This window comes from Alkanindiges illinoisensis DSM 15370, from assembly GCF_000619845.1.
Lineage (GTDB): Bacteria > Pseudomonadota > Gammaproteobacteria > Pseudomonadales > Moraxellaceae > Alkanindiges > Alkanindiges illinoisensis.
In genome coordinates this window covers 1,187,657-1,206,774 of sequence record NZ_JHUX01000003.1, presented here as the reverse complement: position 1 = coordinate 1,206,774, position 19,118 = coordinate 1,187,657, and the positions used below count along the sequence as shown (strand labels likewise).

The following is a 19,118-nucleotide window of genomic DNA, read 5'->3' as shown; positions in this document are numbered from 1 at the left end:
CGCTCAGCCCACACTTTCCAAGCCAGTCATTATGGCAGAGCAACTTGAGCAAACCGTGAAGACGGCAACTGGTAAAATTACCATTTTGCATCAGCTTAATTTAAGGATTATGGCTGGAGAGCAGGTTGCCATTACTGGACGTTCCGGCTCGGGCAAATCAACCTTGCTGGGGTTGCTGGCCGGACTGGATCAGGCCACGCAAGGCCGCATTTTCCTGTGTGGACAAGCACTGCACGATTTAAATGAGGATGAACGTGCGCGGGTGCGCCTGCACTACCTGGGGTTTGTTTTCCAGTCTTTTCAGTTATTAAATCATTTGTCGGCACTGGATAACGTTATGCTGCCGTTAACCTTGAGCAAAACGGTAACGCCACGCCAGGCACGTCTGCGCAGTCAGGAATTGCTGGAACGGGTAGGCTTACAGGATCGTATGCTACAAACACCGCGTGTATTGTCTGGTGGAGAGCAGCAGCGGGTGGCCATTGCCCGGGCGTTGGTGACTGAGCCACAGGTTATTTTTGCCGATGAGCCCACCGGAAATCTGGATGGTCATACCGCCCGTGCGATTGAAGATTTACTGTTTAGTTTAAACCGGGAACGTGGCACAACATTGGTGCTGGTGACGCATGATCTGGAATTGGCCAGCCGTTGTAACCGACAACTGCATTTGCAGGATGGCCATTTTCAGGAAAGTTCGGTGCTGGCTGAAAACGGTGTTCTAAAGCAGGGCTATCAGGATCATTTAACCCGTTCTGTGTCGGGAGAGTAAGACATGGGACTGTTTATCTTAATGCTGCGCCAGAGTATGGCAGGACGTGGCGTCTGGATGCTATTTGCTGCACTGGTGCTGGCGGTGACTGCAACCACGGCCTTGCGCTTTACCAGTGATACGCTAAGCATTGCCATTAACCAGCAAGCCGGACAATTGCTGGCAGGAGATCTGGTACTCAGCAGTAACCAGCCACTGGATGCAGTGTGGCAACAGCGTGCGCAGGCTTATCAATTGCGTACCAATGCCACTATGGTTTTTAGCAGTATGGCGCAAACGGGTGAACAGTTTGTGCTGGTCAATGTGAAGGCAGTAAATCCCGGCTTTCCATTACGGGGAAAACTGGGTATTGAACCTGCACAATCATCCTCAACGGGTATTCCTGCGCCACAAACTATCTGGTTGGCGCCACGCCTGTTTGACTTGCTCAAAGTCCGGCTGGGTGACCAGATTCGGATTGGCGATGCCAGCTTTAAGGTGGTAGCTTCCATTGTGCGAGATCCCAATCAGGAAACTGGTATGAGCGGGTTTTCACCCACGGTGATCATCAATCAGCAGGATGTGGCACGAACCAAGGCCATTCAGGTGGGCAGTCGCATTGATTATCGCCTAATAATGGCAGGGCAGCCGCAACAGGTGCAGGCTTTTGAACAGCGCTATAAGGATAACCTGCCTCAAGGCGTGCAACTGCGTGTTGCCAGTCAGGGCAATACCCGTTTGATGCGTCCCGTACAAACACTGGATGACTATGCACAAATTGCCAGTATTCTCACCATGCTGCTGTGTGGGGTTGCTATTGCATTGGCTTGCCAGCGTTATGTGACTGAACAAATTGACCAGTTTGCCATGCTGCGCTGTCTGGGGGCGAGTCATCGGCAAATGATTCTGGTGTATCTGGGTTTGCTGGGTTTATTACTGCTGGCTGCTGCCATTAGCGGAACTCTTATCGGCGCTGGGGTTGCGTATGGTTTGCTACATATTTTGCGTCAGGCATTACCTGCATTAGAGCTTCAGTTTCAACCTGTTTTATTGTTGGGCATGCCATTACTCACTGGCATTTTTGCAGCCGCTGTATTGCTGGCGGGTTTTGCAGTACCGGATTTATTGCGCCTGATTTATGTGTCACCGTTACGGGTTATTCGCCGGGTGGAACAGCATTTTAGCTGGTCAAAAATCCTGATCGGTGGCAGTGCTTTTGCAGCATTGTTTATTTTTTTACTGGTACAAACCGGTAAGCTGGGTTTGAGTATTACCTTGCTGGGTGGTGTGCTGGTATTACTGGCAGTGTTATATGTCATCACACTACTGATGCTAAAGCTCATCCAGAAAACTAGTTTTGGCCAAAGTTATATCCGTCAGCCCCGACAAATCAGCCTGCAAATTCTGGCTTTATCGTTAGGACTAGGCTTACTGACTATCTTGCTATTTCTGCGCAATGACCTGATGCAGCGCTGGCAAACCAGCCTGCCACAGGGCACACCCAACCAGTTTGTTTATGGTTTACCACCAGACCAGAAAGATGAATTTGTGCGACGTTTGCAATTACAACAATGGCAAGGTACACCGTTATATCCCAACATTAAAGGCCGTTTGATTGCAAAAAATGGCAAGCCCTTTAGTGCAGCGCAAGTCAAACAGCACAATAGTTTGCGCCGTGAACTGAATCTGACCCAGTCCAGTCAGTTTCCAGCCGACAATCAGGTATTGGCCGGAAAGCCTTTTAACGCTGTTAATCAGGTATCGGTAGAGCAGGAAACCGCCACCAGTCTGGGCATTAATTTAGGTGATAAACTCACCATGAGCCTGCCAGAAGGTAATTTGATCGCTACTGTGGTTAGCATTCGTAGCGTCAATTGGGATAGCTTTAGCCCAAACTTTTTCTTTATTTATTCGCCCGGTAGCATGGATGAGTTTGCAGGCAGTTATCTGGGCAGTTTTTATGTTCCCCCGGCACAGCATCAGCAGCTGGCACAAGTCATTGCCGATTTTCCAACCACGGTGTTTATTGATATTGATGCGATTTTGAACGAGGTACGCCGCTTGCTGGAGGTATTAGGGCAGGCATTGGCACTTCTAGCCGGGCTGGTGTCCATTGCAGGGGTACTGGTATTGCTGGCCAGCTTGCAACTTTTGGTTGACCAGCGTCAGCCGGAGGTCATTTTGTTACGGGTGATTGGCCTGTCGCGCCAGCAATTGCGCCTTCGTTTAAGTCTGGAAATGGCCATGATTGGGGTGCTGGCTGGTTTGATGGCTGTTGTGCTGGCAGAAAGTGTGGCTGGCTTGATGAGCTGGCGCTTAAGCATTCCTTTTAGCCTGCATTATAGCTGGTGGATTATTCTGCCAGTTATTATGCTATGTCTGGCACTGGTTATTGGCCAGTCCCGTTTACGCCCACTCTGGAATACGTCACCGTTAATGATTTTACGTCGAGAGTGATTCAGATAAGGATGCTGATATATTTGAATCAGTAATTTCTATCAACAACTAGCCATAAGGATGCCGTTTTGAACCAAAAGACATTGCAGGACAGACCGCTAAAAATTATTGCAGATGAAAACCTGGCGCTGACTGATTATTTTTTTGCGGATCTGGCTGATATTGAATACCGGGCAGGGCGTGGCATTCAGGCCAGTGATGTGCATAACGCCAATGCCTTGCTGGTGCGTTCGGTTACCAAGGTCACGCCAGCATTGCTGCAAGGCTCGGCAGTTGAATTTGTGGGCAGTGCAACCATTGGCACCGACCATATTGATCTGACAGGCCTTGCTGCGGCTAACATTGATGTGAGTCATGCGCCGGGCTGTAATGCGCAAGCTGTGGCTGAATATGTAGTAACGGCAATTTTAACCTTGCAGCCTGAAAAGATTCATGCTGGTAGAGATTTTTGCTTAGGGCTTATTGGCCTCGGTAATGTCGGCAGCAGACTGGCAATGCTTGCACAGCGACTGGGCTGGCGTGTTATTGGTACTGATCCAAACGTACAATTGCCGGATATTGAAAACCTGAGCTTTGCACAAGTGCTGGCACAGTCAGATGCTATCAGCATTCATGTGCCACTCACCCAGACTGGGATTCATGCCACCTATCATTTATTTAACGCAGACACATTTGCCCAAATGAAGCCAGCCTGTTTGCTCATCAATTCAGCCCGGGGCGAAGTGGTAAGCGAGCAGGCCCTACTGGATGACATTGCAAAAACGCGGCGTCCGGTGGTGCTGGATGTATTTGAGCAGGAACCGGTGATTTCCCAAAATCTGCTGGATCATCTGGCTTTAGCCACGCCACATATTGCAGGATATAGTCTGGAAGGCAAGGCACGCGGCACGCAAATGATCTATCAGGCCTTTTGCCAGCATTTTAATATTAATGCGTCAAAGCAATTTGAAAGCCAGCTTGCTGACATGCCAGAATTATTTAGTTCTGATCAGCCTTTACAGTCCCAATTATTATCCTTGCTGCCACAGCTCTATGATATCCGTGCGGATGACCAAGCCTTAAGGGCAGGACTCAATGCAGACGGTGTAGTGGACGCTGCTCATTTTGATTATTTGCGCAAAACCTATCCCTTGCGCCGTGAGTGGGCGGCCTATGGTGATCAATCACTGTAATCGGTCTTAATTATTTTGCTTGTTCATGATGTTATTAATTAAAAGAAACAGCCGGAAACCTGCTCCATGAATACATCTACTTCCCAGCAGTCGGACAGATTACAGGCCATACGCGCGCGGGCCATTTTATATCAGCATATTCGTGAGTTTTTTAGCCAGCGTCAGGTGCTGGAGGTGGAAACACCCATTTTGCAGGCAACTGCACACAGTGATAATCGAGCCATGATTGTCCAGCAGCATATTACTGAAGCACACAGTAGCAATCTGCAAATCTCATTGCAGTCTTCACCTGCCTCGGCCATGCAGCAATTACTGGCTTGTGGCTGTGGCGCGATTTACCAGATATGCAAAGTATTTCAGCACACTAATAATGTGCATGAACACAAGCGTAAACACAGCAGTGAATTTTCCATGCTGGCGTGGTACACACCTAATGCCACTTTTACGCAACTCATGCAGGACAGCCAGGATTTGCTGGCCCACGTGTTTGGTTATCGCATTGATTTTGAAGTCATCAGTTATCAGCATGCTTTTATGCGTCGGCTGGATATCAATCCGCATCAGGCAGAGGTCAAACAGCTTAAGGAGCTGGCGCGCCGTGTTGGCTTAAATGTTAATTACGGGGAAGACCGAATGGCATGGCTGGAAGTGCTGTTTTGCCATTTTATCGAACCCACGCTGGGCTATAACCAACCTGTGTTTTTAACAGATTTTCCGGTTGAGAAGGCAGTCACAGCGCAAACCAAAATTAATGAGGATGGCTTTGCAGTAGCGGTTAATTTTGTTTTATATATTGATGGCTTAAAGCTGGTAAGTGGGCAAGTGACACAGGCCGAACAGGTTATAGAAAATCAGCAACCTATGCTAAAGCATGGCAGAATTTTTTTGGGGCTGGATCGTTTACTGATGCTACTCATGGATAAGCACCGGATTGACCAGGTAACGAGCTTTAGCTCACCCATGTATTGATCATCTAAACCGTTTAAGCCAGCACACTGTTTTATCTGACCTATTAATGCAAACACAACATGCTGAAACAAAGGCCAAAACCTGCTGGTTTTGCAAGCTGCTAGAATCCTAAGCTATTGCCAGCTCAGGAATTAACTCATGAAACTGTATTATTCACCCGGTGCCTGTCCCTTAACCATCCATGTGCTACTCAATGATATGGGCGTTGAATATGAACTGGTCAGGGTGGATTTAAAAAGCCATAAGACAGAAGATGGTCGTGATTATTATGAGATTAATCCAAAAGGGTATGTTCCCACTCTGGAGCTGGACAGTGGCGAGCGTATTACCGAATTGCCAGCAGTAGCACAGTATTTATCGGAAAGTCAGCAAAATTATCATTTATTTCCTGAACAGGGTTTGCCTAAAATTCGTGTGGTGGAATGGCTGGCTTTTATTGGTTCAGAAATTCATAAAAGCTTTGCGCCGCTGTTTAATCCTGCCTCCAGTGATGAAGCTAAAAAAGCTGCTAAAGATAAAATCAACAACCGCTTTACCTATATTGATCAGGTTCTGGCGCAGCAGGCTTATGTCACTGGCGATGTCATCAGTATTGCCGATATTTACCTGTTTGTAATTTTAACCTGGGCCAGCAATATGAAACTGGATTTAAGCCAGTTTTCCAATTTGCAGGTGCATAAGCAAAAGGTGAGTGAATATCCAGCTGTACAAAAAAGCCTAAAAGAAGAAGGTTTGGTGTAGCTATCTAATGCTGGCAGCACATAAAAACGATAAATAAAAAGGGGCAAATACTGCCCCTTAATTCAATGCATTCGAGGACACAAGTTATTTAAAGAAATAACCGGTTTCTGGTGAGCTGGCTGCTGCATAAGGCTTGCGAGCCATACGTCCTGCCAGATAAGCCTCGCGGCCAGCCTCAACCGCTTTTTTCATGGCAGACGCCATTAGCACTGGTTGTTGCGCTGCCGCAATGGCTGTATTCATCAGCACACCCGCGCAACCCAGCTCCATGGCAATGGCTGCATCGCTGGCCGTACCCACACCTGCATCAACAATAATGGGCACTTGGTTTTTACTTTGAGCAGCATTTTCCAGAATCAGGCGGATATTGTGCGGATTGGTGAGGCCCAGACCAGAACCAATCAGGCTACCTAGAGGCATCACAGCCACACAACCCATATCTGCAAGTTCCTGCGCAATGATTGGATCATCCGAGGTATAGACCATCACCTCAAAACCATCATCAATCAGGGTACGTGCTGCCTTTAAGGTATGTACCACATTGGGATACAGGGTTTTCTGGTCACCCAGTACTTCCAGCTTGACCAGATTATGCCCATCCAGCAATTCACGCGCCAGCATACAAGTACGGATTGCGCTATCGGCATCAAAACAGCCTGCAGTATTGGGCAAAATGGTATATTTTTCTGGGGGAATAACAGCTAACAGGTTTGGCTGATCCGGGTCCTGGCCGATATTCACCCGGCGAATGGCAACTGTCACAATTTCAGCACCACTGGTTTCAATGGCAGCGCCGGTTTCAGCCAGATCCTTGTATTTGCCAGTGCCTACCAATAGACGGGAATTAAACTGTCGAGAGCCAATGATCAGTGGCTGGTCAAATCTGCTGGATGAATCACTCAATTGGATGAGATCTGAATCAGCGCTGCTTGAATGTGTGTTGAGCTGTGACATCAATTAACCTCCACCAACAGCTTGAATAATTTCAATTTTTGCATTGTCATATAATGCTGTTTCAGCATGTTTGCTTTTTGGCACCAGCATTTCATCCAGCTCCACAGCAAGGCGTTTATCTTGTAAGCCAAGCTCGATGATCAAGTCTGCCAGCGTGACAGATTTCACCTGTCTGGCTTCACCATTAATGTGTACATTGGTATAGGTGTTCATGCTGCTACTCATGTTTGCGCCCGAATCATAATCCATGCCAGACCAAGCCAGCCAGCAATCATGGCCAGGCCCCCGAGTGGCGTAATCGCCCCAAACCAGCGTGGAGCACCAAGCGCCATTAGATATAATGAACCACAAAAAATGATGATCCCCAACTGCAAAAGTGCCGATGGTACTTTGAATGACAGCTCAGGCAGGATTTTCATCAAAATGCCCATAGCCAGCAAACCAAGGGCATGATAAAAAAAGTACTCGGTTGCAGTATGCCACCAGCCCAGTTGATCAACCGAAGCACGACTTTTTAAGCCATGGGCACCAAATGCACCAAGCACAACGGCAATAGCCAGATTAATAGCCGCAATAGCAATCCACATCAAGATAAGTCCGTAGTATGCAGGCTGCTAGTTTACCCAAAACCGGCTTAAATAACCATGAATGCCATAGGCAAGATCATCAGGATTCAACGGATTATTCAGCATTTCGTCCAAAATAAAAGAGCCATAAATATCTGTTTTATGGCTCTTGAATTCAGCAAAGGATTGAATTTAGAACATCAATAAATCAGCCCTTATCTCCTAACCAGCCATCATGGCTGTCTTGATTTTTTCCATGGCATTTTTTTCCAGTTGACGAATACGTTCGGCAGATACGTTGTATTCGGCAGCAAGCTCATGCAGGGTAGATTTTTCATCATCCAGCCAGCGTCGCTGCAAAATTGTGCGTGAGCGGTCATCCAGCATGCCCATGGCATCATGTAGGGCATTGTTGTTGTGTTCTTCCCAGTCTGCGTCCTCAACTTCACGCGCCGGATCGTAGCGACTGTCTTCCAGATAAATTACTGGCGCAACACGGCCTTCATCATCATCGTCGGTTTGCGCTTCAAAGGAGGCATCATAAGCTGTGAGGCGGCCTTCCATTTCCAGCACTTGCTCAGGCGTTACATTCAAATCCTGTGCAATGGCGGCTGCTTCGTCCAGCGTTAATTTGCGACTGGCCTTTTTCAAACTGCGTAAATTAAAGAATAGTTTACGCTGTGCTTTAGTAGTGGCCACTTTGACAATTCGCCAGTTACGAATGACAAATTCATGGATTTCCGCTTTAATCCAGTGTACGGCAAACGACACCAGACGAACGCCCATCGTGGGGTCAAAGCGTTTCACCGCTTTCATCAAACCCAGATTGCCTTCCTGAATCAGATCAGCCTGAGGTAGGCCATAACCAGCATAGCTTCTGGCAATATGAACTACAAAGCGTAGGTGAGACATTACAAGCATCTTGGCAGCATCAACATCCTGATCATAAAAATAACGATCAGCAAGCGCTTTTTCCTGCTCAGCCGTTAAGATTGGAATCTGGTTAACAGTGCTGATGTAGGCACCCAGGTTTACGCCGGGAGCGGTTAAAGACAAGGGCATCAGCTGGTTAGTGCTGTCGCTCATGAAAACTCCTTGATAAGGGCTTTTAAAGGCTGGCCCTGTTGCTTTAATGTTGAATTATAAAGGTTATAGCATAATTAACCATGCAAAAATTAGGTTTAGTTGTGTAAAGTTACAACAAACCGTATCATCAGGTAAACTTATTAAAAATTATGAATTTTTCTTTTGTATTAAGAATTCAAACAGTTGATTTTCCTGACTAATTATTTCAAGCGAATGTCCTGCAATTTCACAAAATCGCTTAATATCGGTCAGGCTATTTACATCACTGGCAATTAAAACCACTTGCTCACCAGCTGCCATGCTATGCAAGGCCTGCTTTAACTTTAACAACGGTAAGGGGCAGGCAAGTCCTGTGGCATCAATAATTTGATGTGATGGCATTTTAGAGTTCACTAACATGGAATTTATCTATTCGTAACACATATTTATTGCTGACCTTAGTATAAAATGCTTTGCCAAGCCATGAATCTAAAAAATGATAAAAAACTGTTACATGATAAAAATGGCTAAAAATCAAACAATTTCGGGTAAATGTGACAGAAATCCCATGTTAATTACAAACAATATCGTTTCTGGCTTTGCACCTTGCTCACTTCATGTTAAGCTCAAATCATATCGATATTAAGTATTCATTTAATACGGTATTGGATTTGATCTGGAATTGTTGAATGATATACAGAATGACTACGACAACAAGAAATAAGTTTTTTGATGGTCTGTGTTTCTCTGCTGTTGCAACACCGGACAGTCCTTCTTTTGTTTTATATGAGGATTGACATATGTCAGCGCGCGAGCAAGGTGTTGTAAAGTGGTTTAATGATACTAAAGGTTTTGGTTTTATTCAGCGCAATGGCGGTGACGATGTATTCGTTCACTTCCGTGCGATTCAAGGCGACGGTCACCGCACTCTGCGTGATGGTCAGCGCGTTGAATTCACTGTAGTAAAAGGCCAAAAAGGTTTTCAAGCTGAAGAAGTTCAGCCTTTAGACTAATTTTGCTGAAAAAAGCAGTAATGCACAGACAGGTAAAGCATCTCTTCGAGATACTTTATCAGTCTGGCGTTAGATAGCGAGTTAGTGTTACATGTTTTCATGTGCATTAAATGCCGCTAGAATGTACGTCCCATGCATTAGTGCTGGGACGTATTTTTTTGGGTGAAAATAAGGGCCTAATACAAGTGGCCAACAATTTTATTTTATGAAAGAAAGGTTTATATGAGTTCAAGCTTCGACGCGGTTAATTTGCATCCTTCCTTGCGTCGTGCCATTGATGATCTTGGTTATCATCACATGACTCCGATTCAGCAAAAGATTTTACGCTATACGCTGGCAGGGCATGATGCCATTGGGCGCGCCCAGACAGGGACTGGAAAAACCGCGGCTTTTTTAATTAGCGTACTGAATGACCTGTTGAACCATCCGATTGAAGAACAACGTTACCGGGGTGAGCCGCGTGCCCTGATTATGGCGCCCACCCGTGAACTGGCCCTGCAAATTGAAAGTGATGCCAAGGCATTGTGCAAGCATGCCAATATCAATATTGTGACATTGCTGGGCGGTGTGGATTATGACCTGCAACGCAAGGGACTGGACAAAAACTTTGTAGATATTCTGGTGGCAACACCGGGTCGCCTAATGGACTTTATGGATCAAAAGGAAGTCTGGTTGGATCGGCTCGAATTTGTAGTGATCGATGAAGCAGACCGTTTGCTGGACATGGGCTTTATTCCATCGGTCAAGCGCATCCTGCGTCAGGCTCCGATCAAGGAAAACCGCCAGACCTTATTATTTTCGGCAACATTTAGCTATGATGTACTAAATCTGGCACAACAATGGCTATTTGAGCCGGTTACGGTTGAAATTGAGCCAGAACAAAAAACCAGTGAACGGGTAGAGCAACGCGTTTATATTGTAGGCAATCAGGAAAAAGAGCGCTTGCTAAAAGAGCTTTTAGCGCAGGAACCTATTGATAAGGTAATGATTTTTGCCAATCGCCGCGATCAGGTTCGCAAGCTTTATGATCGTTTAAAAAAGCAGAATTATAGCGTTGGTATCTTGTCAGGCGAAATTGCGCAGGATAAACGCATCAAGACGCTAGATCAGTTCAAGCAAGGCAAAATCCAGATTCTGATTGCAACAGATGTGGCGGGTCGTGGTATCCATGTGGATGGAGTAAGCCATGTGGTGAATTATACCCTGCCTGAACATGCTGAAGACTATGTGCACCGGATTGGCCGTACTGGCCGTGCTGGTGAAAATGGCATTAGTATTAGTTTTGCCAGCGAAGATGATGCCTTCTTACTGGCTGATCTGGAAAAAGCCATTGGTCAGAAGTTGCCATTGCAACGTCTGGACGGCTATCGCTAAAGTTAGGATATCCTATTGGGTAGTGATTTTTTGAAATATAAAAAAGTCAGCTGATTAAGCTGACTTTTTATTGTGTTGAATCAGTTAATGCACTTTAGCAATCACTTATTATTTTTTGCAATAAAAAGTTAAAGTTGCTTCGTAATCATCATCACGGCTGATGGAATTGCTGCCTGAACCACTTAATACACCGATAACACTAGCTGCCTGCTCAATGATGCGCCCGGTTTGCTCACTGACAACCCCGTTATATTTGATGTCCTGATTCACTACCACAGGTGTGCTGCTGCGACAGGTTTTATTGGCTGCGCTGGCCGCATTATTCATGGCAATGGTTTTGGATTTCCCCAAGCCCGTAACTTCAAACTGATTATTTTCGCGCTGGATGGCCGTGGTGGCATTAGGCGTGCTGGCGCAACCTGTCAGGATCAGGCCTATTAGTGCTAATGTGGCGAGTGGGGTAAATTGCTTTATCATTGTCAGGCTCCAGAGCTTGGCTCAAAAAAATATAGCTCAAATTTTAGAAGAATTATGGACATAGAACGGTTGAGCTTCGATAACACTTCGTTTGCCAAACTGTGTGCTTTAAGTTAAATCCCTTCTTTTTTACGACAAATCATCAAGCAAAAATTAAAGGGTTTTTAGCATGTATTTGCTCCGGATTATTCGCCCCATCCCTGGAAATTTGTTACTCTAGATCAGCTTTTCTGCTTTAGTGCATTACGAGATATCACTGCATGGCATTTCATTTTCCACGGTTGTCGTTTGTTGAATATGGCAAAGCCGCATTTAAGCATTCGACAGGCCGCCGTTTTTCGCGCCATCGTTATTTATTACAAAATAAAAGTACCCGCCAGCAATTGCTACGCGAGGGCCTGTTTTCTGTTCATTATTATCCGCCGTTGCTTGAAGAGCGCGTTCAGGTTGAAGGCGATACCATAGCAGTGTCACAAAAACACTATGCCATTCCACTGGTGCTGGTGCCTCCACTGGGCGTGTATGGCTGGGTGTTTGACCTGATGACTGAACGATCATTGGTACGTTATTTTCTGGCGCATGGTTTTGCGGTTTATATGATTGACTGGGGACGGCCGGGCAGCAGTGAAAATTATCTGTCACTGGAAACCTATACACTGAACTGGTTTCCTAAAGCCGTTGCGGTAATCCGTGAGCATAGTGGACAGGCGCAGGTTAGTATTGTTGGGTATTGCATGGGTGGCTTATTATCGCTGATTTACACCGCTGCCGAAGGAAAAAATCAGGTGAGGAATCTGCTGACTATTGCATCCCCGGTAAATATGCACCAGATGAGCAGTGCTATTGGCAAGGCTTATCAATTGCTGTCAATACCGGCCAGTATGATGCGCCGTCTCACGGGCCTCGATTTAAATGACTTTAATTCAAAACTGTTTCATGTGAATGGCAAGCTGCTTTCAATTGGTTTTCAGCTCACACAACCCACAGCCATGCTAAGCAGTTATATTGATTTAATACGTAATATTGGTAATCAGGATTATGTCAGCCGCTATACCACCATGAATGAATGGTTTACCAATATGCCGGATTATCCGGGTGCCACCATGCGTGAAATGATTGAAAAGTTTGGCTTGGCCAATCGCATGAATCATGGGCATTTTCATATTGGCGGACGCCAGATCAGTTTTAAAAATATTAAATGTGCTTTGCTGGCGATTGCAGGTGACAATGATGCCATTACCAGTATCGGTGCGGCCAGTGCAGTAATGACCGTGGTGGGTTCACTGGATAAAAGTTTTGAGGTGGTTCCGGGTGGTCATGCCGGACTGTTTACGGGGATGCAAGCCGTGAAAACAACCTGGGTGATCGTGACTGACTGGCTAAAACGTCGTTCCGGTGAAGCATTACCTGTGCACCATAAAGCACTAGAAAATGGGTTGCCACAAAACGAGCCAGCAGAAAATGATGAAGCCGCAAAATAGTCTGGTGGAAATTGAACAGATTAACCCTTCAGGCTATTTACCCTTAAATTGAGTTTTGAATCTTCTTATTCGATTGACATAAAAATTATTGAGGAATTCCCATGACGCAACCAACAGCTCCAGCGCAAGTATTGGAATTCATTGAAAGTCGGCAATCGGTAGGGCAACTGATAGAACCGGCGCCCACACAGACCGAGCTTGAGCAGGCATTACAGGCTGCTGTAAGTGCGCCGGATCATCACCGCTTGCGTCCATGGCAGTTTTTGCAGATACGTGGTGAAGGACGCCAAGCGCTTGGGCAAATTTTTCTGGAATGTGTGCAGGAGTCCGGCGTAACTGATCCGGCCCAGCATGATCGGGTACAGGTACAACCCTTGCGTGCTCCGCTAATTCTGGTGGCTATTGTGAATACGCAAATACACCCCAAAGTGCCTAAAGTAGAGCAAGTGCTTAGTATGGGCGCAGCCATTGAAAACTTCTTGTTAATGCTGACTGCACAGGGCTATGCATCAATGTGGCGTACTGGCGCAATGGCGGAGTCTGAGGTATTCAAACAAAAAATGGGGCTAAAATCCGATGATGAAATTGCCGGATTTATTTATATTGGCACGGCAGCCCGTCAACTGGCACCCCGCGAACGTTTGCCAGTGAATGATTTTCTGGCTGACTGGCCAACCAGACAGGCTTAACATATTAATAATCGCTGTGTGGTGTGATTGCAGTAATCCTAGGCGCATGTATAAGTTCCGGATTAGGCAACAAATATCATTTGGCGATTTGCTGTATTGAACTTTACTATAATTGAATTTGAATGCTCCAGGCTTTGGACTAGTAGAACCCAGTATGATGAATGACTTTAATGTTTCGGGCTTAGTTACGCCACGTGAAAAACCGGCAACCCCATTACGCGTGGCAGTACTGGGTGGCGGCAGTTTTGGTACTGCCATGGCTAACCTTGCTGCACGTAATGGTTGCGAAACCTGTATGTGGATTCGTGATGAAGCGGCTGCACAGGACATGCAGCAAACCAAACGCAACAAGCGTTATTTGCCTGATTTTCAACTGGAAGAAACCCTGCAATTTAGCAGCAAGCTGGAAGATGTAGTACCTAACCGCGATATTATTCTGGTGGCGATTCCCAGCCATTCCTATCGTGATGTGCTCAAACAAATTGCGCCAATGATTAGCGGGCAGGCGATTGTATCGCTCACCAAGGGCATTGAAGCAGAAACCTTTTGCCTGATGAGCGATATCATTCAGCAGGAATTGCCAGAAGTGCCTTTTGGTGTGCTCTCAGGGCCAAACCTTGCCAAGGAAATTGTGGCCAATATGCCCGCAGGTACAGTGATTGCCAGTACCAGCGAAGCCTTGCGCAATGCGGTGCAGACTGCGCTACATAGCGCCCTGTTCCGGGTTTTTGCCAGCTCGGATGTGCATGGTGTGGAGCTGGGCGGTGCACTAAAAAATATCTATGCGATTGCTATGGGCATGGGCGCAGCCTACAATCTGGGTGAAAATACCCGCAGTATGCTACTCACCCGTGCGTTGGCAGAAATGAGCCGCTTTGCGGTAACGCTGGGTGCCAATCCACTGACCTTTTTGGGCTTGTCGGGTGTTGGTGATTTATTTGCCACCTGTAGCAGTCCACTCAGCCGTAATTACCAGATTGGCTATGCATTGGGTCAGGGCAAAAATCTTGATGAGGCAGTAGCCGCACTTGGCCAGACCGCAGAAGGGATTAACACGATTCGTCAGGTCAGTGCCCAGTCCAAATTGCTGGATGTGTATATGCCAATTACCAATGCCCTGTATGAAGTGATTTTTGAAGGAAAACCACCTTTGGGAATTGCCCTGTCATTAATGCAAAATGGTCATCGTAGTGATGTAGAGTTTGTCTTGCCACATGAGCAGGTTTAAAACAAAACCTTCATGCATGATGGTGATATGACCAGCGTTTAAATCATGTAATTTAAGCGTTAAAAAGAAAATCGGCAAATTAATGACTATGACTTGATAGGAAATGACAGGCAATGCAACTGATTTTAATGCGGCATGGCGAAGCTGAAAGTCCAATTGATAGCAGCATATATAGTGATGCCAGTCGGGAACTGACGACACGTGGTCAGCAACAGGCTACTTCCACGGTACAGCAACTGGTTCAGCGTTATCAGCCGGATTTATTTATTGTCAGTCCATTGATCCGTGCCCAGCAAACCCGACAAGCATTTGATGCATATTGCGCTGATATACCTGTGATTACCTTTAATGGCATCAAGCCGGATGACAAAGCTGCCCCAGCGCTGGAGTGGCTATCGCAACTGGATGCTCAATGCATTGTGGTGGTGTGCCATATGAATATTGTGGCTTATATGGGGGGCCTTCTCATTGGTGAATCACCGCGCAGCTTTGAGCTGGCTGAAGCACGCGTTTATAAGCAAACAGTCATTGCACAGGGGCTGTCAGTTGAGCAGGCACGCATTATGCCTCAATTAGCCCAATAATGTTTTACCAGTTACTGGCCGCATAATCTGTTAGGTTGGCATAGATTTATAGATCATGTTTTTATATGATGGCGCAAGGTGCTGTCACACTGAACTGACACAACAATTGCGATATTAAAATCAGGGAAAAATAACCCATGCTGTATTTATGGATGCCAGAAGGTGATGCTGCCTGGCGCTGGCGTGTTAATGCCACTGATGTCTGGCAAACTGCAGCCAACTGGGATGAACTGCTTCAGGCTACAGCAACAGAAAACCAGAAAGAAGCTATTGTCTTTTTTCCAACCAGCAGCACCCAGATTTTACGTCAGCCCATGACCCGCCAGCAGTTGCGCCAGATTGGGCCAACAGGCGTGCGTTATTTGCTGGAAGAATATGCATTATTGCCTATAGATCAACTGGCGGTACATTATCAACTGGATACCAGTCTGGTTGATGAAAGTGAACACGTCAATATTATGGCTTTACCTACTAGTCTGGTAGGGCAGTACCAAAATATCATGGCACTGGGCGTATGGCGCATTCAGGCCTTACTACCGGATTTTTTACTGGTTCCAGCACCTACTATTCTCAATGAAGCCCAGCTGATTATTCACCAGCAACAGCGCATTTTGCGCGTGAGTGATTATGTGGCCTATTGTGCTGACGACCTGACCATTTTGCTGGATTACCTGCCGGAACTGGTACAGCTTAACATCTGGGGCCAGCCGAATGAGCAGGATCAGCTGGCCATTGAGGGCATTGCTGGTCTGGCAGTGGGTTTGTATGCATGGGAAACGACCCCGGCACCGCTAACAGATGCTCAATATATTCGTCATCCATTTAATGTGTTGCCAAAGGCCAAAGCCCAGTTGTCCGGGTACTGGCCAGCAATTGCTGCGGTGCTGGTAGCAACCTTGCTGGTACAGATGGTTTATGATGGGGTGCGAACATGGCGCTATCACAAAATAGCTGAGCAAACCCATGCGATGGCGGTGCAGCAGTTCCAAAGCTGGTTTCCAGAGGAGCGACGGATTGTTAACCTGAAAAGACAGTTCGAAGCACACCTGCAAAGCAATAGCACGATGGATTTAACCGCGCTGTCGCTGATTAGCCGGGTAGGGCCATTATTACAGCAGGCCAATTTGCCTGCCAGTCAGGTGCAATATCGTGACAATGTGCTAGAGCTAACAGTGAATGCCAGTGGTTTGCCTGCGCTGGAATCCTTGCGCTCCCAGCTTAGCGATCAGGGTTTAAACGCTGAACTTGGATCAGTGAATCCGGCCAATGGACAGGTATCAGGTTTAATTCGGGTGCAATTATGAGTTTGGCAACTAATTTTAACCAGCGTTTTAATCAGCGCGTTGCCCAGTTACAGCAGCGACTGGATCAGCTTTCACCACGTGACCGCTTTGCACTGATTATCCTGACGATATTTCTAATCGTTACCATAATTGGTTATAGCATTTGGGCATTACACAAGGCAGCCGACAAGGCTCAAACCCAGGCCACTGAAGAACGCGAGCTACTGCTGTGGATGCGCTCTCAGGCGCCCAATATTCGCCAGTCCCAGGGCGACCAGATGCCTTTGAACATGATCATACAAACCACAGCACAAAATCAGGGTTTGACCGTGTCGCAAATGCCTGCGGGTGATCAGGTGCAGGTGAGTGTGGTGCATCAGAATTTTGCAGTGCTGGGAACGTGGCTATCGCGGCTGGCTGAGCAGGGCGTGAGTATCCAGCAACTGGATATCAGCCAGAATTCATCCGGTGAGTTGCAGTTAAAGGCCTCGTTGAAACAGGGCTAGCCCATCTTGTCTTAAATGCAGATTTTAAATGCACAATAACAGGGTCGATAAATTGGGCCAGATGGTATTGGCCTGATAAATTCCTGCAATAGCTTGCTTTTTACCACGTGTTTTAAGGTCAATAGGTAGCAACTGAACGGCGAGACAGTTATAATTGCGCTTTCTCGCACCCAGCCTGTTTTGTTCATGCTCTATCAGTTTACACGTCCAGCCCTGTTTGCCCTTGATCCTGAACGTGCACATCATGCAACGCTAAGCTCGCTCAAGCTGGCCGAAAAAACCGGACTGCTATCCCGACTATATCCAAAAATTAACCAGCCTGTTACCTGCATGGGAATTACTTTTGATAATCCCGTGGGGCTTGCCGCTGGTCTGGATAAAAATGGCGATTATATTGATGCGCTGGCCGCACTGGGTTTTGGTTTTATTGAAATTGGCACTATCACGCCACGCCCGCAGTCTGGTAATCCGCATCCGCGTTTGTTCCGTTTGCCACAGGCCAAAGCCATTATTAACCGTATGGGTTTTAATAATGACGGGGTGGACAAGCTGGTTGAAAATGTCAGGGCAGCCAGATACAAAGGGGTGCTGGGCATTAATATCGGCAAAAATGCAGATACGCCTGTTGAAAAAGCAGTGGATGATTACCTGATTTGCCTGGATAAGGTTTATCCCTACGCCTCTTATGTCACGGTTAATATTTCTTCACCCAATACAAAAGGCTTGCGTAGCCTGCAAAGTGGTGATGCCTTAACCGATTTATTACAGCAATTAAAACAGCGACAACTTTATCTGGCTGAAAAACACCGTCATTATGTACCATTGGTACTTAAGGTTGCTCCGGATCTAAGCCCGGAAGATATTGCGTTTATTAGTGCGCAGTTGATCCGCTTCAAAATTGATGGCCTGATTACCACCAATACTACCTTGTCCCGTGATGGCGTTGCTGAACTGCCGCATGGAGATGAGGCTGGTGGCTTGTCGGGTGCCCCGGTCTTTGACCGAAGTACCGAATGTTTGACAGCATTTGCAGCGCATTTGCAGGGACGTATCCCCTTGATCGGGGTAGGCGGAATTTTAAACGGTGATCAGGCCAAGACCAAGATGGATGCTGGCGCATCCTTGGTGCAGTTGTATAGCGGCTTGATTTATCAGGGTCCAGACCTCATTAATGACTGTGTTAAAGCGGTGCGCTAACACATTATGAATTATCTGGATATCGCCAGTGTGGTGATCATCATGTGGGCAACATGGACAGGGCTACAACGTGGCCTGATTCGCTCCCTAACCAGTCTGATTGGCTGGCTATTGGCACTCGTACTGGGTAGCCGTTTTGCACAAACCCTGGCTCCCAGTTTTTCTGTCCTGACGCATGATCCTGTCGTGCAGAAAATTGCGGCGTTTGCCACGATTGCGGCATTGGTGCTGTTTGTGACAGCTATAATTGGCAATGTATTGCGTCGCTTGCTTAAAGCCCTAAAGCTCGGTTTAACCGAACAGGCAGCAGGGGGTATTTTTGGGGCTGCCAAAGGTTCCCTGATTTTAATGATTTCGATCCAGTTGCTGGGACCCTGGGTGGCTGAATCACCCTATTGGCAAAAATCCAGAATGGTATCGCTATTGTCACCTTATGCGCCAATGGCTGTTGAAATGTCGGAACATGTAGCAGGACACGTGTGGGATGAAGTAAAATCCCATGATGCTGGTGAAGAACCAGAGTTGTCTACCGAGCCGATTGACCAGTACGAGCACAACGTAGGCCGCCGTGATGCTGCCGACACAGTGCCTAATCCGTTTTCCTGATTTATCTC

At 46.7% G+C, this 19,118-nt stretch carries 21 protein-coding genes; 15 read left to right on the top strand and 6 right to left on the bottom strand.

Going from position 1 to position 19,118, the window contains the following annotated elements:
- Positions 1-31: 31 nt before the first annotated feature.
- The 5 genes from Q337_RS16950 (at position 32) to gstA (ending at position 6,087) form a co-directional block, all read left to right on the top strand.
- Positions 32-769, top strand: a complete 738-nt coding sequence (locus Q337_RS16950) for an ABC transporter ATP-binding protein (protein WP_051526726.1) — start codon at positions 32-34, stop codon at positions 767-769.
- A 3-nt stretch (positions 770-772) separates the two neighbouring features.
- Entirely contained in the window at positions 773-3,205 is a 2,433-nt protein-coding gene (locus Q337_RS0106080; RefSeq protein WP_026470841.1) for an ABC transporter permease, read from the top strand.
- A 68-nt stretch (positions 3,206-3,273) separates the two neighbouring features.
- Positions 3,274-4,377 (top strand): 4-phosphoerythronate dehydrogenase, encoded by a 1,104-nt coding sequence (locus Q337_RS0106075; RefSeq protein ID WP_026470840.1) that lies wholly within the window; start codon positions 3,274-3,276, stop codon positions 4,375-4,377.
- Positions 4,378-4,443: 66 nt separating this feature from the next.
- Positions 4,444-5,346: an amino acid--tRNA ligase-related protein gene (locus tag Q337_RS0106070; RefSeq protein WP_026470839.1), complete on the top strand. Its 903-nt coding sequence runs from the start codon at positions 4,444-4,446 to the stop codon at positions 5,344-5,346.
- A gap of 138 nt (positions 5,347-5,484) precedes the next feature.
- Positions 5,485-6,087: a glutathione transferase GstA gene (gene gstA, locus Q337_RS0106065; protein ID WP_026470838.1), complete on the top strand. Its 603-nt coding sequence runs from the start codon at positions 5,485-5,487 to the stop codon at positions 6,085-6,087.
- Between the two features lie 84 nt (positions 6,088-6,171).
- Here the strand turns inward: gstA and Q337_RS0106060 are convergent, their stop codons facing one another.
- The 5 genes from Q337_RS0106060 to Q337_RS0106040 form a co-directional block, all read right to left on the bottom strand.
- Positions 6,172-7,041: a thiazole synthase gene (locus Q337_RS0106060; protein ID WP_084494731.1), complete on the bottom strand. Its 870-nt coding sequence runs from the start codon at positions 7,039-7,041 to the stop codon at positions 6,172-6,174.
- Between the two features lie 3 nt (positions 7,042-7,044).
- The gene (thiS, locus tag Q337_RS0106055; RefSeq protein WP_034279569.1) at positions 7,045-7,254 is read right to left on the bottom strand and encodes a sulfur carrier protein ThiS; all 210 of its coding nucleotides are present in this window, start codon (positions 7,252-7,254) and stop codon (positions 7,045-7,047) included.
- 8 nt (positions 7,255-7,262) lie between these two features.
- Positions 7,263-7,628 (bottom strand): DUF423 domain-containing protein, encoded by a 366-nt coding sequence (locus Q337_RS0106050; protein ID WP_026470835.1) that lies wholly within the window; start codon positions 7,626-7,628, stop codon positions 7,263-7,265.
- Positions 7,629-7,829: 201 nt separating this feature from the next.
- Positions 7,830-8,693 (bottom strand): RNA polymerase sigma factor RpoH, encoded by an 864-nt coding sequence (gene rpoH, locus Q337_RS0106045; RefSeq protein ID WP_026470834.1) that lies wholly within the window; start codon positions 8,691-8,693, stop codon positions 7,830-7,832.
- Positions 8,694-8,840: 147 nt separating this feature from the next.
- Complete coding sequence (locus Q337_RS0106040) at positions 8,841-9,074, bottom strand: sulfurtransferase TusA family protein (RefSeq protein WP_026470833.1); 234 nt, start codon at positions 9,072-9,074, stop codon at positions 8,841-8,843.
- A 398-nt stretch (positions 9,075-9,472) separates the two neighbouring features.
- On the opposite strand from Q337_RS0106040, the gene Q337_RS0106035 reads away from it, so the two are divergent.
- Together Q337_RS0106035 and rhlB are read left to right on the top strand one after the other, a co-directional pair.
- Positions 9,473-9,685 carry a cold-shock protein gene (locus Q337_RS0106035; protein WP_026470832.1) on the top strand — a complete coding sequence of 71 codons (213 nt, stop codon included), beginning with the start codon at positions 9,473-9,475 and terminating at the stop codon, positions 9,683-9,685.
- 222 nt (positions 9,686-9,907) lie between these two features.
- Positions 9,908-11,059 (top strand): ATP-dependent RNA helicase RhlB, encoded by a 1,152-nt coding sequence (rhlB, locus tag Q337_RS0106030; protein WP_026470831.1) that lies wholly within the window; start codon positions 9,908-9,910, stop codon positions 11,057-11,059.
- A gap of 108 nt (positions 11,060-11,167) precedes the next feature.
- Here the strand turns inward: rhlB and Q337_RS0106025 are convergent, their stop codons facing one another.
- Positions 11,168-11,533, bottom strand: a complete 366-nt coding sequence (locus Q337_RS0106025) for a hypothetical protein (protein ID WP_026470830.1) — start codon at positions 11,531-11,533, stop codon at positions 11,168-11,170.
- 263 nt (positions 11,534-11,796) lie between these two features.
- On the opposite strand from Q337_RS0106025, the gene Q337_RS16945 reads away from it, so the two are divergent.
- From Q337_RS16945 to Q337_RS0105985, 8 genes are all read left to right on the top strand, one after another.
- Positions 11,797-13,017: an alpha/beta fold hydrolase gene (locus Q337_RS16945; RefSeq protein ID WP_051526607.1), complete on the top strand. Its 1,221-nt coding sequence runs from the start codon at positions 11,797-11,799 to the stop codon at positions 13,015-13,017.
- 101 nt (positions 13,018-13,118) lie between these two features.
- Positions 13,119-13,706 (top strand): nitroreductase family protein, encoded by a 588-nt coding sequence (locus Q337_RS0106015; RefSeq protein WP_026470829.1) that lies wholly within the window; start codon positions 13,119-13,121, stop codon positions 13,704-13,706.
- Positions 13,707-13,860: 154 nt separating this feature from the next.
- A complete protein-coding gene (locus Q337_RS0106010) occupies positions 13,861-14,934 on the top strand; it encodes an NAD(P)H-dependent glycerol-3-phosphate dehydrogenase (RefSeq protein ID WP_407636749.1) in 1,074 nt (357 codons plus the stop codon).
- 113 nt (positions 14,935-15,047) lie between these two features.
- Entirely contained in the window at positions 15,048-15,518 is a 471-nt protein-coding gene (locus Q337_RS0106005) for a SixA phosphatase family protein (RefSeq protein ID WP_026470827.1), read from the top strand.
- Between the two features lie 137 nt (positions 15,519-15,655).
- Positions 15,656-16,822 carry a type II secretion system protein GspL gene (gene gspL / locus Q337_RS0106000; protein WP_026470826.1) on the top strand — a complete coding sequence of 389 codons (1,167 nt, stop codon included), beginning with the start codon at positions 15,656-15,658 and terminating at the stop codon, positions 16,820-16,822.
- Positions 16,819-17,307 (top strand): type II secretion system protein GspM, encoded by a 489-nt coding sequence (gene gspM, locus Q337_RS0105995; protein WP_026470825.1) that lies wholly within the window; start codon positions 16,819-16,821, stop codon positions 17,305-17,307. The genes gspL and gspM overlap by 4 nt, the downstream gene beginning before the upstream one ends.
- Before the next feature lie 186 nt (positions 17,308-17,493).
- On the top strand, positions 17,494-18,504 hold the full coding sequence (locus tag Q337_RS0105990) for a quinone-dependent dihydroorotate dehydrogenase (RefSeq protein WP_026470824.1): 1,011 nt from the start codon (positions 17,494-17,496) through the stop codon (positions 18,502-18,504).
- 6 nt (positions 18,505-18,510) lie between these two features.
- The gene (locus tag Q337_RS0105985; RefSeq protein ID WP_026470823.1) at positions 18,511-19,110 is read left to right on the top strand and encodes a CvpA family protein; all 600 of its coding nucleotides are present in this window, start codon (positions 18,511-18,513) and stop codon (positions 19,108-19,110) included.
- Positions 19,111-19,118: the final 8 nt, after the last annotated feature.